We start from the raw sequence: 13904 nt of genomic DNA, 5'->3' as shown, positions 1-13904 counted from the left end.
GCACGGGGGCGGCGCGCGTGGCTCGGCGGCGGCGCGGGGCGCAAGCGGCTCGCGGTGCTGCTCGCGGCGATCACCGTCCCGGCAATGGCCGCCAACGACCTCGCCGGGCGCGGGCTGACGACGCTGCCCGGCAACGCGGTCGAGAGCACCGCGGCGCTCGCCACCCGCCAGGCCGCCGAGGCCGCCCTGTCTTTCGAACGCCCGGGGATGAGCTTCCCGGGCTCGGCCTATTTCTACATGGCCGATCCCGCCGGCAGCGCGCTGGTCGCCCTCCCCACCGACAACCCGCTGGCGACCGGCGCGGAGAGCGGCCGCCAGCTCGGCGCGTTGATCGACGTGGGCGTTGCGGCCCGGCCGTTCTTCGGCCCGGCGAGCGGCATCTCGCAATTCCGGGCGCAGGAGTGCCTTGCGCAGGCCGTGTGGTACGAGGCCGCGAGCGAAAGCGAGGCGGGCCAGCGCGCGGTGGCGCAAGTGGTCCTCAACCGCGTCGCCAACCCGGCTTGGCCGTCGAGCGTGTGCGGCGTTGTGTATCAGGGCTCGGAACGCTCGACCGGGTGCCAGTTCACCTTCACCTGCGACGGCAGCCTTGCCCGGCGCCCTGGCGGCGCGAGCTGGGCGCGGGCCCAGCGCATCGCTGCCGAGGCGCTGGCGGGGAGCGTCTATGCCCCCGTCGGCCTCGCCACACACTACCACACGCTGTGGGTCGATCCCTACTGGGCGAGCAGCCTCGACCATATCGGCACGATTGGTGCGCACCGCTTCTACCGCAGCCGCGGGGCGATGGGTGCGGCTTCGGCCTTCGCGGGTCGCTATGCCGGGTTCGAGCCGGCGGTAAGCGGGCGCACCGCTCCGCCGCCGGCCATCGCCGCGCCCGCAGCCGTCGCGCAGGCCCGCCCCGCGATCGCGTATGAACTCGGCCCGGTGCCGCTCGCCCGGCAGGCCCCTCGCGGCAGCGGCAAGCCTGCCGCCTCGGTCCCCGTCGAAGCCCCGCGCGAGCCCTTCACGGAGGTCGGCACGGTGAAGCCCGAATATGCCCGCGCGGGACAGTGGAAGGCCCAGCCGGGCGCCGCGCCTGCGCTCTCCGGGCGGGACTGACGCCGTCCCCGTGCGACCCCGAGGGGCGTGGTTAAGGGCCCCGAAACCCTGTTGCCACACCAAGCCTTAGCGCGGCACGGCTAGAGCAGGTGCAGCGCCCCGGGCCATGCCCGGCGGCCTCTCAGACCAACGGGAAATCGCCAGCTTCATGTCCGTCCGCTTCGCCTCCGCCAACCACCCCGTCCGTCGTCTCGGCTGGCGCGCTTCCGGGCGCGGGCTGATCGCCCCGGCCCTGGCGCGTGCGGCGAACGACAACTTGCGGCCCGCTGCCGATGCGGCCGTGGGCGCGGCGTTCGATCCCCTTCTGAGCGATGCCCTGCGCCATTTCGCGGTCCACGGGCTCGCTTCGGCCGAGGCCGCGGCGGACCTCGCGGCCGAGGCCCAGGCGCGCGACGATGCGGATGCGCGCGACCATTGGATGGCGGTGGTCCGGATGTTCGATCGCCGCTTCGCCGCTCGCTTCGACTCCGCTCTCGTTCCGGCCTGAAGCCCTGCTACCGCTCGCGAGCTAAGGCTGCCGTAAGGGCGGCTGCGCTGCGCTGTGCGAGGGACCGGTCGATCCGAAGCTTAATTGCAAATGCGAACTGTTTGCAAAGATAGTTGCTACCTCAGGCGCTATTGCTGGTTGCAATCCCTGTTCTAGCCGCCTACCGCGCGCCATGTAACGGGTGCCCAGCCGCTTGGGACGGGAGGTTGGCACTCGCGCCACGCTCTTGCGCTCAAGACCGTGCGCGCAGCCCGCAACTTCGTCCCGGCAAGATCAGGGAAGGAAGTCCACACATGGCCCGCAAGAAGATCGCCCTCGTCGGCGCCGGCAATATCGGCGGCACGCTCGCTCACCTCGCGGCTCTGAAGGGCCTGGGCGACATCGTTCTGTTCGACGTGGCCGAGGGCATTCCGCAGGGCAAAGCGCTGGACCTGTCGCAGTGCGGCCCCGTGGAGGGCTTCGACGCTGCGATCACCGGCTCGAACGACTATGCCGACATCGCGGGCGCAGACGTCGTGATCGTCACCGCGGGCGTCGCGCGCAAGCCCGGCATGAGCCGCGATGACCTCCTCGGCATCAATTTGAAGGTGATGAAGGCGGTCGGCGAAGGCATCCGCGACAACTGCCCCGACGCTTTCGTGATCTGTATCACCAACCCGCTCGACGCGATGGTCTGGGCGCTGCGCGAGTTCTCGGGCCTCCCGGCGAACAAGGTCGTCGGCATGGCCGGCGTGCTGGACTCGGCGCGTTTCGCGACCTTCCTCGCGTGGGAATTCGGCGTCTCGGTGAAGGATGTGAACGCCTTCGTGCTCGGCGGCCACGGCGACACCATGGTGCCGGTGCTGAGCTATTCGACCATCAACGGCATCCCCGTTGCCGACATGGCCAAGATCAAGGGCATCTCCGAAGCGCGCCTCGGCGAAATCGTCCAGCGCACCCGCTCGGGCGGCGGCGAGATCGTCGCGCTGCTCAAGACCGGCTCGGCCTTCTATGCCCCCGCCACCAGCGCCATTGCGATGGCCGAAGCCTACCTCTACGACCAGAAGCGCATCCTCCCTTGCGCGGTGCAGGTTGACGGCAAGTATGGCGTCGATGGCCTCTATGTCGGCGTGCCGGTGGTGATCGGCGCAGGCGGCGCGGAAGAGGTGATCGAGATCAACCTCACCGACGAAGAGACGGCCAACCTCCAGGTCAGCGTCGATGCGGTCAAGGAACTGCTCGAGGCGTGCAAGGCGCTGGATAGCTCGCTGGCGTGATGCTGCGCCTTAGACATCTCCCGGCTTCTGCGCTCGCGCTGCCCGCCATGATGTTGGCTGCAAGTCCGGCTGCATCACAAAGCCGCATGACCGCACCAGCAACCGAGGTCGTGTCGGCATGGAGCGATATCTGCCTTGCCCACGCGGGCGATCCGAAGGCGCAGCGCCGGGCCGCAGAACAGAGTCGACCGGATTTTCCGGTGCAGGTTCAGTTTCTTGGCGATGAGGCTGACCCAATCTGCATCGTGATTTCGGTACTCGACGAGGGTCAATCCTACGAGAACCTGCTTGAAGCAGCCCGAACCGCATTCGATTTTTCTGCCTTGGCCGAGGTGAAGGATCAGGCCTCCGGTATGTCCTCTGTGGCGACCATCAATTCTCGTAAGTTCAGAGTATCATTCAGCACCAAGCAAACCCAAGATCGAACGGTTGCGATGGCCGTGATCGGGGAAATGAAAGCGAGCAAGTAATGTCCATCCTCGTAAACAAGACTACCCGCGTCATCACCCAAGGCATGACCGGCAACACCGGCACCTTCCACACCCAGGCCGCGCTCGATTACGGGACGCAGATGGTCGCGGGCGTGACGCCGGGCAAGGGCGGCACCACCCATATCGGCCTGCCGCAGTACGACACCGTGCGCGAGGCCAAGGCCGCGACCGGCGCGACCGCGAGCTGCATCTACGTGCCCCCGCCGTTCGCCGCCGACGCGATCTGCGAGGCGATCGATGCCGAGATCGAGCTGATCATCTGCATCACCGAAGGCATTCCGGTGCTCGACATGGTCCGCGCCAAGCGCGCGCTCGCCGGCTCGAAGTCGCGCCTCATCGGCCCCAACTGCCCCGGCGTGCTGACGCCGAACGAGTGCAAGATCGGCATCATGCCGGCCAACATCTTCAAGAAGGGCTCGGTCGGCATCGTCAGCCGCTCGGGCACGCTCACCTATGAAGCCGTGCACCAGACCACGATGGCGGGCCTCGGCCAGACCACCGCGGTCGGCATCGGCGGCGACCCGGTCAATGGCACCAACTTCATCGACGTGCTCGACCTGTTCTTGGGCGATCCCGAAACCGAGAGCATCATCATGATCGGCGAAATCGGCGGCTCGGCGGAAGAAGAGGCGGCCGCCTTCATCAAGGCCGAGGCCGCCAAGGGCCGCAAGAAGCCGATGGTCGGCTTCATCGCCGGGCGCACCGCCCCTCCGGGCCGCCGCATGGGCCACGCGGGCGCCATCGTCAGCGGCGGTCAGGGCGGCGCCGAGGACAAGATCGCGGCGATGGAGGATGCGGGCATTCGGGTCAGCCCGTCCCCGTCCCTGCTCGGCGAAACCCTGGCCGCAATGCTCAAGGAAGACGCCTAACTTCTTCCGGACCCCGGCGGGTGCGGCGTCAGCCGCGCCCCGCCGGGGCCCCTCACTCACCCTCCTCCTCCCCGGGAGTCCCACCATGGGCAACGAACCGCAGAACTTCATCCCCGCCTTCACCGATCAGGAAGGCCCGCAGCCCGGCCCCTCATGGGCCAAGCGTGGCTGGCTCGACACGCTGGCAGACAGCGGCGCGGACCTCACGTCCGCGATGGACCCGACCGAGATGAAGCTCGCGGTCGCCAAGGCCGCGAAGGACGCGGGCAAGGCGCTCGATCCGAAGGCGGTCGAGAAGGCCGCCGCGCTCAGCATCGCGGCTATGACGCTGGTGCGCCTCTACCGCGTGCGCGGGCACATGGCGGCCGACCTCGATCCGCTCGGCCTCTCCAACCGCGAGGGGCCTGCGGACCTCACGCTCGAATGGCACGGGCTTGCGGGCAAGGAGAACGAGGAGGTCTATGTCGGCGGCGTGCTCGGCATGGAGTGGACCACCGTCGGCAAGCTCCACCAGCGCCTGCGCGAAGTATACTGCGGCAAGGTCGGCCTCGAATACATGCACATCGCCGATACGGAGGAACGCCGCTTCCTCCAGGACAAGTTCGAAAAGCCGGGCGAGACGATCCAGTTCACCCCCGAGGGCAAGAAGGCGATCCTCGCCGCGGTGCTGCGCGGGGAAGGCTACGAGGAATTTCTCGCCAAGAAGTATGTCGGCACCAAGCGTTTCGGCCTTGATGGCGGCGAGTCCATGATCCCGGCGCTGGAAGCCGTGATCAAGCACGGCGGCAGCGCGGGCGTGCGCGAGATCATCTATGGCATGGCCCACCGCGGGCGGCTGAACGTGCTCGCGAACGTGATGGCCAAGCCTTACCGCGTGATCTTCCACGAGTTCTCGGGCGGCTCGGCCAACCCCGACGATGTCGGCGGCTCGGGCGACGTGAAGTACCACCTCGGCACTTCGACCGACCGCGAGTTCGACGGGATTTCGGTGCACATGAGCCTCGTGCCCAACCCCTCGCACCTCGAGGCTGTGAACCCGGTGGTGCTCGGCAAGGCGCGCGCGCAGCAGGCGATCCGCGATGATTTGAAGAAGAAGGATCAGGTGCTTCCCGTGCTGATCCACGGCGATGCTGCCTTTGCGGGTCAGGGCGTGGTGTGGGAGAGCCTCTCCCTGTCGGGCGTCCCGGGCTACGACACCGGCGGCTGCGTGCACTTCATCATCAACAACCAGATCGGCTTCACCACCTCGCCGAAGTTCGCGCGCTCCTCGCCCTATCCGAGCGATGTGGCCAAGGGCGTGATGGCCCCCATCCTCCACGTCAACGGCGACGATCCGGAAGCCGTGACCTTCGCCTGCAAGCTCGCGGTCGAATATCGCCAGACTTTCCACCGCGATGTCGTGATCGACATGTGGTGCTACCGCCGCTTCGGCCACAACGAGGGCGACGAGCCCAAGTTCACCCAGCCGCTGATGTACGAGGCGATCCGCGCCCACCCCAAGGTCTCGGTGAGCTACGAGGCGCGCCTGATCCGCGAGGGTGTGGTAGAGCCCGGCACCCGCGACCGCGTCGCCGCCGAGTTCACCGCGCTGCTCGAAGAGGAGTTCGAGGCCGGCAAGAGCTACAAGCCCAACGAGGCCGACTGGTTCGGCGGGCGCTGGTCGGGTCTCAGCAAGCCCGCCGACCCGGAAACCGCACGCCGCAGCGTCGAGACCGCGATCGAGCCCAAGACCTTCGATGCGCTCGGCCGCGTCCTGACCGAAGTCCCTGCCGATCTCCAGGTCCACAAGACCTTGGACCGCGTGCTCGCCGCCAAGCGCGAGATGTTCGCGACCGGCGAGGGCTTTGACTGGGCGACCGCCGAGGCGCTCGCTTTCGGCAGCCTTGTCATGGAAGGCTACGGGGTGCGCCTCTCGGGCCAGGACTCCGGGCGCGGCACCTTCTCGCAGCGCCATGCGGTGTGGGTCGACCAGAAGTCGGAACGCAAATACGTGCCGCTCTCGACCCTGCCCCACGGCAAGTTCGAGGTGCACGACAGCACCCTGTCCGAATACGGCGTGCTCGGCTTCGAATACGGTTTCGCTATGGCCGATCCCAAAAGCCTCGTGCTGTGGGAAGGCCAGTTCGGCGACTTCGCCAACGGCGCGCAGATCATGATCGACCAGTTCGTGGCGAGCGGCGAGAGCAAGTGGCTGCGCGCCAACGGCCTCGTCATGCTGCTGCCCCACGGCTACGAAGGCCAAGGGCCGGAGCACTCCTCGGCGCGGCTGGAGCGTTTCCTCCAGCTGTGCGCTGACGATAACATGTGCGTGTGCAACATCACCACACCGGCCAACTACTTCCACGTGCTGCGCCGCCAGATGCTGCGGTCCTTCCGCAAGCCGCTCGTCATCATGAGCCCCAAGTCGCTGCTGCGCCACCCGATGGCCAAGAGCAGCAAGGCGGACTTCCTCGGCGAGAAGCAGTTCCGCCGCATCCTCCCCGATCGCACGCCGATCGCCGACGAGAAGGTGCGGCGCCTGGTGCTGTGTTCGGGCAAGGTCGCCTATGACCTCATCGAGGCGAGGGACGCGGCGGGGCTGGAGGATGTATCGATCCTGCGCATCGAGCAACTCTTCCCCTTCCCGGGCGATCCGCTCAGCGTTCGACTCCAGCGCATGACGGGCCTCGAGGAGGTCGTGTGGTGCCAGGAGGAGCCGCGCAACAACGGCGCGTGGTTCTTCGTGAACGAGAAGATCGAGGACACGCTCACCGCCGCCGGGCACCGGGGGATGCGCCCCAGCTACGCCGGACGCGACGCCGCCGCCTCGCCCGCCACGGGCCTCGCCAGCCGCCACAAGGCCCAGCAGGAGGCGCTCGTCGCCCAAGCGCTGGGGCTCTAGCCGACACCACACCGCCGTTCGTGTCGAGCGAAGTCGAGACACGCGCACGAACGGTTTTGCGACTTCGCTCGAACCGAACGGAACAGAATTCAGGAACGCATTGCAATGGCAACCGAAATCAAAGTCCCCGTCCTCGGCGAATCCGTCACCGAAGGCACGATCGCCGAATGGCTCAAGCAGCCCGGTGAGGCGGTCGCCGTCGACGAGCCGATCGCCAGCCTCGAGACCGACAAGGTCGCGGTCGACGTGCCCTCGCCGGTTGCGGGGATCATGTCGCAGCACGTGGTCGCGGTCGGCGATACCGTCGAAGTGGGCGCGGTGATCGCGATCGTCGAGGACGGGGCGAGCGCCCCCGCCCCGGCACCGGCCGCCGCGGCTGCGCCTGCCGCCGCCCCCGCAGCCGCAAAGGCCGACACCCCCGCCCCGGCGGCCAAGGAGGAACTCCTCACCCCCGCCCAGACCATGTCGCCCGCCGTCCGGCGCGCGGTGCTCGAGCACGGGGTCGACCCCTCGACGATCAAGGGCACCGGCAAGGATGGCCGCCTGACCAAGGAAGACGTGCTCGCCGCGGCGGAAGCCAAGAAGGCGGGCGGCGCGGCCCCGGCTGCCCCGGCGGCCGCTCCCGCCCAAGCTGCACCCGCCTCGTCCGGCGGTGAGCGCGCGACCGAGCGCGTCAAGATGACGCGGATGCGCCAGACCATCGCCAAGCGGTTGAAGGCCGCCCAGGACAATGCCGCGCTGCTCACCACCTTCAACGACGTCGACATGAGCGCGGTCATCGAGGCGCGCGACAAGTACAAGGACCTGTTCGCCAAGAAGCACGACATCCGGTTGGGCTTCATGGGCTTCTTCGCCAAGGCCGCCTGCCTTGCGCTGAAGGATGTGCCGGCCGCCAACGCCTATATCGAGGGCGACGAGATCATCTACCACGACTATGTCGACATCTCGGTGGCCGTATCCGCACCCAACGGCCTCGTCGTCCCGGTGATCCGCGACGCCGACAAGAAGGGCTTCGCGCGCATCGAGAAGGACATCGCCGATTTCGGCGCGCGGGCGAAGGCTGGCACGCTGACCATGGAGGACATGAGCGGCGGCACCTTCACCATCTCGAATGGCGGGGTCTTCGGCTCGCTGATGAGCACCCCGATCATCAACCCGCCGCAGTCGGCGGTGCTGGGCCTCCACCGCATCGAGGACCGCCCGGTGGTGCGTAACGGCCAGATCGTGATCCGCCCGATGATGTATCTCGCCTTGAGCTACGACCACCGCCTGATCGACGGGCGCGAGGCGGTGACGGCATTGAAGATCATCAAGGAAGCGATCGAGGATCCCACCCGGATGCTGATTGACCTGTAAGTTCACGCACTCCCGCGTCACCCCAGCGCAAGCTGGGGCCTAGGGCGGCATGTCTTGCCCCCTGAGGCCTGAGACCCCAGCTTTCGCTGGGGCGACGGAGAAGAAGAATGGCTGAGAATTACGATTACGACGTCCTTGTCATCGGTGCCGGCCCCGGCGGCTATGTCGCGGCGATCCGCTCCGCGCAGCTCGGGTTGAAGACCGCGTGTGTGGAATCGCGTGCCACCTTGGGCGGCACCTGCCTCAATGTCGGGTGCATCCCCTCCAAGGCGCTGCTCCACGGATCGGAGCTGTTCGAGGAAGCCGCGGGCGGCCATTTCGCCACCTGGGGCATCACCGCCACGCCCACGCTCGATCTCGGCAAGATGATGGCCGAGAAGACCAAGGCCGTGGGCGAGCTGACCGGGGGCATCGAGTTCCTGTTCAAGAAGAACAAGGTGACCTGGCTCAAGGGTCATGCGGCGTTCGAGGACGCGCACACCGTCAAGGTCAGGGATGACACCGTCACCGCGCGCGACATCGTGATCGCGACCGGCTCCTCGGTCATGCCGCTCCCCGGCGTGCCGGTCGATAATGCCGCCAAGCGGATCGTCGATTCCACCGGCGCGCTCGACCTCGACGAGGTGCCGGAACACCTCGTGGTGATCGGCGGCGGGGTCATCGGCCTCGAGTTGGGCAGCGTGTGGCGCAGGCTCGGTGCCAAGGTCACCGTGATCGAATATCTCGACCAGCTCCTCCCCGGCATGGACGGCGAGGTGCGCAAGGAAGCGGGCAAGATCTTCAAGAAGCAGGGCATGAACCTGATGCTCGGCCAGAAGGTCACCGGAGCGCAGGTGGATGGCACAACCGTCACCCTCTCCGTCGAGCCTGCCGCCGGGGGCGAGGTGCAGACCATCACCGCCAGCCACGTGCTCGTCGCGATCGGCCGCCGCGCCAACACCGAGGGCCTCGCGCTCGAGAAGGCGGGGCTTTCGGTGAACAACCGCGGCCAGATCGAGGTGGGTCACGATTTCGACACTGCCGTCCCCGGCATCTGGGCGATCGGCGACGTCGTCCCCGGCCCGATGCTCGCCCACAAGGCCGAGGACGAGGGGATCGCGGTCGCCGAGAACATTGCGGGGCTGACTGGCATCGTGAACCACGACGTGATCCCGAGCGTCGTCTACACTGCGCCCGAGATCGCGGGCGTCGGCATCACCGAGGAACAGGCCAAGGAAAAGGGCCTCGCCGTCAAGGTCGGCAAGTTCCCGATGATGGCCAACAGCCGCGCCAAGGCCAACCGCGACACCGACGGCTTCGTGAAGGTGATCGCCGATGCCGAGACCGACCGCGTGGTCGGCGTGTGGATGATAAACTCGCTTGCCGGCACGATGATCGCGCAGGCCGCGCAGGCGATGGAATTCGGCGCGACCTCCGAAGACATCGCCTACACCTGCCACGCTCACCCGACCCACGCCGAGGCCTTCAAGGAAGCGGCGATGGCGGTGACGGGCAAGCCGATCCATATGTAAGCTGGCAGGGGTGGGCGCGCAGATCTCCGATCGCTGGCGGCCCGCCCTCGCGCTGCTGCTCCCTGCGCTGGGAGGGCTTGCCTACCTCGCCGGCTTCGATGCACCCGCGCGGCTGATCGCCGTCAATGCCGGGGCGCTGGTGCTGGCGCTGGTCTGCGCGCCGTGGGGGCGCCTGCCGGCGGGGCATGGAGCGCGGCTCGGCCTGGCGGCCTTGGCGGCGGGGTCCCTGTTCCTGCCGCTGCTGACCGGTCCCGAGGCTGGCGGCGTGGCGCGCTCGTTTCCGCTCGGGCCGGTGCAGCTGCATTCGGGCGCCCTGCTGCTCCCGCTGCTGGTGGTGCTTGCTGCCGATGCGCCTCGGCTCGGCCCGGCGCTCCTGGCACTGGCGGCCGCCGCGCTTGCGTTGCAACCCGACGCGGCCTCCCTTGCCGCCCTCGCGCTGGCCGGCGTGGTGCTGGCGGCGATGCGCCGGAGCTTGGCTTTCGCGCTGGTCGGAGCGGGCGCGGCAGGCCTTGCCGTGCTCACCTTCGATGCCGGCGGGCTGGAGCCGCAGCTTTACACCGAAGGCGTGCTCGCCCACGTCGCCGAGCGATCGATGGGCGTGGCGGTTGCGCTCGGTCTGCTGCTGTTCGTCGAGCCGCTGTGGCAACTGGTGATCCCGTCCGAGGTCCGCCACCCGGACACCCATGCGCTGGCCGCCCTGCTGGTCGGCTTCGCCGCCATGGCGGTGATCGCCCCCTTCCCCTTCCCGCTGATCGGCTACGGCGCCGCGCCGATCCTGGGCTTCGGGATTGGCATCGGTGCGCTGCCCTTGCGAGCGCCTGCGCCGCCGCGCTTTCAAGCCGCCGCCTGATCCGCTATCCCCCCGGGCCAGAGCCGACAATACAGGGGACAGGCGTGGGGCTGGCGCGCAGGATATCGACGATTGTGCTCGGCGCCGCCATGCTGCTGCCAGGCTGCTCGGGCGCCGACGACGCGGCGGCGAGCGCCCCGCCGCGCGCCACCGATCCGATCGTCTTTCCGCAGGAGACCTCCACCGTTGCCGCCGCGCTGGCGCTCGACCTCGGCGATCTCGAACGCCAGCTCGAACGCGAGGTGCCGCGCCGGCTGTGGGAGATCCACGAGAACGACGCCGAATGCGTCTCGCCGCAAAAGGTCGATCTGGCGGTGGTCACGATCAAGTCGCCCAAGATCAAATGCGACATCGACGGGGTGGTGACGCGCGGCCGGCTGAGGGTGGCGGGGCGCGGCAAGGACCTGATCGTGACCCTCCCCGCCAGCGCCACGGTGCGCGCGCATGACGTGGCCGGGGTGCTCAAGGGCAAGACCGCAACGGCTGCGGCCGACCTGGCGCTGACGGTGCGGCTCGACATCACCCGCAACTGGCGCCTCACGGGCAAGCCCCAGCTCGCCTACAAGTGGTCGCGCGAGCCGGGGATCGACCTGCTCGGTCAGCGCATCACCTTCACCCGCCAGGCCGATGCCGAGCTCGCCAAGGTGCGCGGGCAGATCGAGCGCACGCTCGCCGCCGAACTCGCCAAGGTGCCACTGCGCGATGCGGCCGAGCGCGGCTGGCGGGCAGGGCACACCGTGCTCGAGCTCAATCGCGAGAACCCCGCCGTGTGGGCGCGGGTCACGCCCGAGCGGGTGCGTTACGGCGGCTACCGGATCGAGGGGCGCAAGCTGATCGCGACGCTGGGGATCGACGCGAGGATCGAAACCAAGCTCGGCAAGCAGCCCGCCGCGCCCACGCCCTCGCGGCTGCCGCCGCTCGCCCCGCTGGCCGAAAAGCCGGGTCGTGCCAGCCTGCACCTGCCGGTGATCGCGGATTACGCCGTGCTCGAGCCGGTCATCGCCAAGGCGCTGGCGAAGCGGTCCGCCCGGCCCTTCGCGCTCGGCGAGCTGGGGACGGTGAACGCGCGCTTCGGCAAGGTCACGGTCTATGGGACCGAAGGGAACCGCATCGCGGTGGGCGTGGATTTCGACGCGACCTCCGATTTGTCGCTAGTGCCCAAGGCCAAGGGCAGGATCTGGCTCACCGCCCGCCCCCGCAATGCCCCCGGTTCGCGCGAGGTCAGCTTCTCGGATCTCGAGGTGATGGGCGAGACCTCGCTGAAGTCGGAGAGCCTGCTCTTGGGCCTCGCCAACGCGCCCGATTTCCAGGCGGCGATCGCCGACGCGCTGCGGCAGAACTTCGAGAAGGATTTCGCCGAACTGCTGGTCAAGATCGACCGCGCCATCGCCCAGCGCCAGGACGGGCCGCTGTCCTACCGGGTCGAGATCGTGAAGGTCGGGACCGGAGAAATCGCCGCCTACGGGCAGGGCCTGTATCTGCCGGTGGATATCGAGGCGCGGATCGCGGCCGACACGCTGCGGCTGCCCTAGAGCGGGGATAGCCCCAGCCCTCCCCTTGCGGCGGCGGGGCAAGGCGATAGGTTCCCCGCGACGCGAAAACGCGCAGGAGGGGAGCGTGCATGGCCTATCCGCAACTCAGCCGCGAGCCCGGCGCGCTCGCCACCGCCGCGGCGATCCGCGCAGGGAAGTTCTCCGCCCTTGAGGCTGTCGAGGCCGCGATCTCGCGGGTGGCGGAGCGCGATGCCGAGATCGACGCGCTCGCCGTGCCCGACTTCGAGCGCGCCATCGCCGCTGCCCGCGCGCTCGACAGGGCGGGACCAACCGAGGACCAGCCGCTGTTCGGCGTGCCGATGACGATCAAGGAGAGCTTCGACGTCGCCGGGCTCCCGACCACCTGGGGACACCCGCGCTTCAAGGACCAGATCGCCCCGCGCGACGCGCTGCTCGTCCGGCGGCTGAAGGCGGCGGGCGCGGTGATCATCGGCAAGACCAACGTGCCCGTCGACCTCACCGATTGGCAGAGCTTCAATCCGGTCTACGGGCGCACCTGCAATCCGCACGATCCCGAACGTTCCCCCGGCGGATCGTCGGGCGGGAGCGCGGCCGCGGTCGCGAGCGGCATGGTGCCCTGCGACTACGGCACCGATATCGGCGGATCGGTGCGGGTGCCCGCGCATTTCTGCGGGGTGTGGGGTCACAAGACGACCTGGGGTCTCGTCCCCAAGCACGGGCACGACCACCCTGCCCTGTCCCGGCGCGAGGGCTTCCTCGCCGCCGCCGACGGGCCGCTGTCGATCGCCGGTCCCCTGGCGCGGAATGCCGCCGACCTTGCGGTGCTGACCGCGGCCGGTGCGGAGGTGCCGCTGCGGGCCCGTGCGAAGCCTCTGGAGAACTGCCGCCTGCTGGTATTGACCGACCTGCCCGGCGCGCCGGTCGATGCCAGCGTGCGCGGGCCGATGGAAGCCGCGCTCGAGGCGCTCGCGCGGGCGGGGGTGCGGATCGAGCGCAGCACGGAACTGCTCCCCGATCTCGCCGCGCATCATCGCAGCTATCTCAAGATGATGAACATCGCCATGTCGGGCGGCGCCCCCGCCCCCGACGGCACCCGCGCGACCGCGGCTGACTGGTTCGCGCTGATGAACGCGCAGGCGACGTGCGCCGCGCAGTGGGAGGCGCTGTTCGCCGCCTACGACTTCGTCCTCGCCCCGCCCGCGCCGGTTCTGGCCGTGCCCCATGCCGATCAGGCGGTGTTCCGCGGCACGCTCAGCATCGACGGGGTGGAGGAGCCGGGCGGCAAGGGCCTCGTCTGGGCGGGGATCGCGACCTTCCCGGGCCTTCCCGCCACGGTGCTGCCGATCGGCAGCGCCGCCTATCTCGGCAGCGAGCTGCCCTGCGGGATGCAGGTCATCGGCCCGCGCTGGGCCGACCTCGACTGCATCGCCGCCGCCGAGGCGATCGGGCAGGTGTTGCACAACTAGTTCGACTTCGTCATTGCGAGCCGCAGGCGAAGCAATCCATGGATCAGCGGTCCTAAATCGCGAGCAAGGCTCCGTGGATTGTCGCGTCGCCTTCGGCGCCTCGCAATGACGATCAACCGGAGAAGGCA

Annotated in this window: 11 protein-coding genes; all 11 read left to right on the top strand. The window is 68.8% G+C overall.

Features of this window, described 5'->3' with window-relative positions; genetic code table 11:
- Window positions 1-1095 (top strand): cell wall hydrolase (locus OPU67_RS12145; protein WP_324255367.1); only part of this gene is annotated, 1095 nt, incomplete at its 5' end.
- A 148-nt stretch (window positions 1096-1243) separates the two neighbouring features.
- Window positions 1244-1582 carry a hypothetical protein gene (locus OPU67_RS12140; protein WP_267619916.1) on the top strand — a complete coding sequence of 113 codons (339 nt, stop codon included), beginning with the start codon at window positions 1244-1246 and terminating at the stop codon, window positions 1580-1582.
- A 293-nt stretch (window positions 1583-1875) separates the two neighbouring features.
- Window positions 1876-2838 carry a malate dehydrogenase gene (mdh, locus tag OPU67_RS12135; protein ID WP_267619914.1) on the top strand — a complete coding sequence of 321 codons (963 nt, stop codon included), beginning with the start codon at window positions 1876-1878 and terminating at the stop codon, window positions 2836-2838.
- Window positions 2838-3308: a hypothetical protein gene (locus OPU67_RS12130; RefSeq protein ID WP_267619912.1), complete on the top strand. Its 471-nt coding sequence runs from the start codon at window positions 2838-2840 to the stop codon at window positions 3306-3308. The genes mdh and OPU67_RS12130 overlap by 1 nt, the downstream gene beginning before the upstream one ends.
- A complete protein-coding gene (gene sucD, locus OPU67_RS12125; RefSeq protein ID WP_267619909.1) occupies window positions 3308-4198 on the top strand; it encodes a succinate--CoA ligase subunit alpha in 891 nt (296 codons plus the stop codon). The genes OPU67_RS12130 and sucD overlap by 1 nt, the downstream gene beginning before the upstream one ends.
- A gap of 85 nt (window positions 4199-4283) precedes the next feature.
- The gene (locus OPU67_RS12120; protein ID WP_267619907.1) at window positions 4284-7079 is read left to right on the top strand and encodes a 2-oxoglutarate dehydrogenase E1 component; all 2796 of its coding nucleotides are present in this window, start codon (window positions 4284-4286) and stop codon (window positions 7077-7079) included.
- 105 nt (window positions 7080-7184) lie between these two features.
- On the top strand, window positions 7185-8435 hold the full coding sequence (gene odhB, locus OPU67_RS12115) for a 2-oxoglutarate dehydrogenase complex dihydrolipoyllysine-residue succinyltransferase (RefSeq protein ID WP_267619905.1): 1251 nt from the start codon (window positions 7185-7187) through the stop codon (window positions 8433-8435).
- Between the two features lie 107 nt (window positions 8436-8542).
- Window positions 8543-9946, top strand: a complete 1404-nt coding sequence (lpdA, locus tag OPU67_RS12110; protein WP_267619903.1) for a dihydrolipoyl dehydrogenase — start codon at window positions 8543-8545, stop codon at window positions 9944-9946.
- A gap of 10 nt (window positions 9947-9956) precedes the next feature.
- Window positions 9957-10796 carry a hypothetical protein gene (locus OPU67_RS12105; RefSeq protein ID WP_267619901.1) on the top strand — a complete coding sequence of 280 codons (840 nt, stop codon included), beginning with the start codon at window positions 9957-9959 and terminating at the stop codon, window positions 10794-10796.
- Window positions 10797-10885: 89 nt separating this feature from the next.
- On the top strand, window positions 10886-12328 hold the full coding sequence (locus OPU67_RS12100) for a DUF4403 family protein (protein ID WP_267619898.1): 1443 nt from the start codon (window positions 10886-10888) through the stop codon (window positions 12326-12328).
- An 89-nt stretch (window positions 12329-12417) separates the two neighbouring features.
- A complete protein-coding gene (locus tag OPU67_RS12095) occupies window positions 12418-13776 on the top strand; it encodes an amidase family protein (RefSeq protein WP_267619896.1) in 1359 nt (452 codons plus the stop codon).
- Window positions 13777-13904 lie beyond the last annotated feature (128 nt).

The organism is Erythrobacter sp. WG (genome assembly GCF_026586795.1).
In the GTDB taxonomy this organism is placed as follows: domain Bacteria; phylum Pseudomonadota; class Alphaproteobacteria; order Sphingomonadales; family Sphingomonadaceae; genus Erythrobacter.
This window is presented reverse-complemented; position numbering and strand designations above follow the sequence as displayed.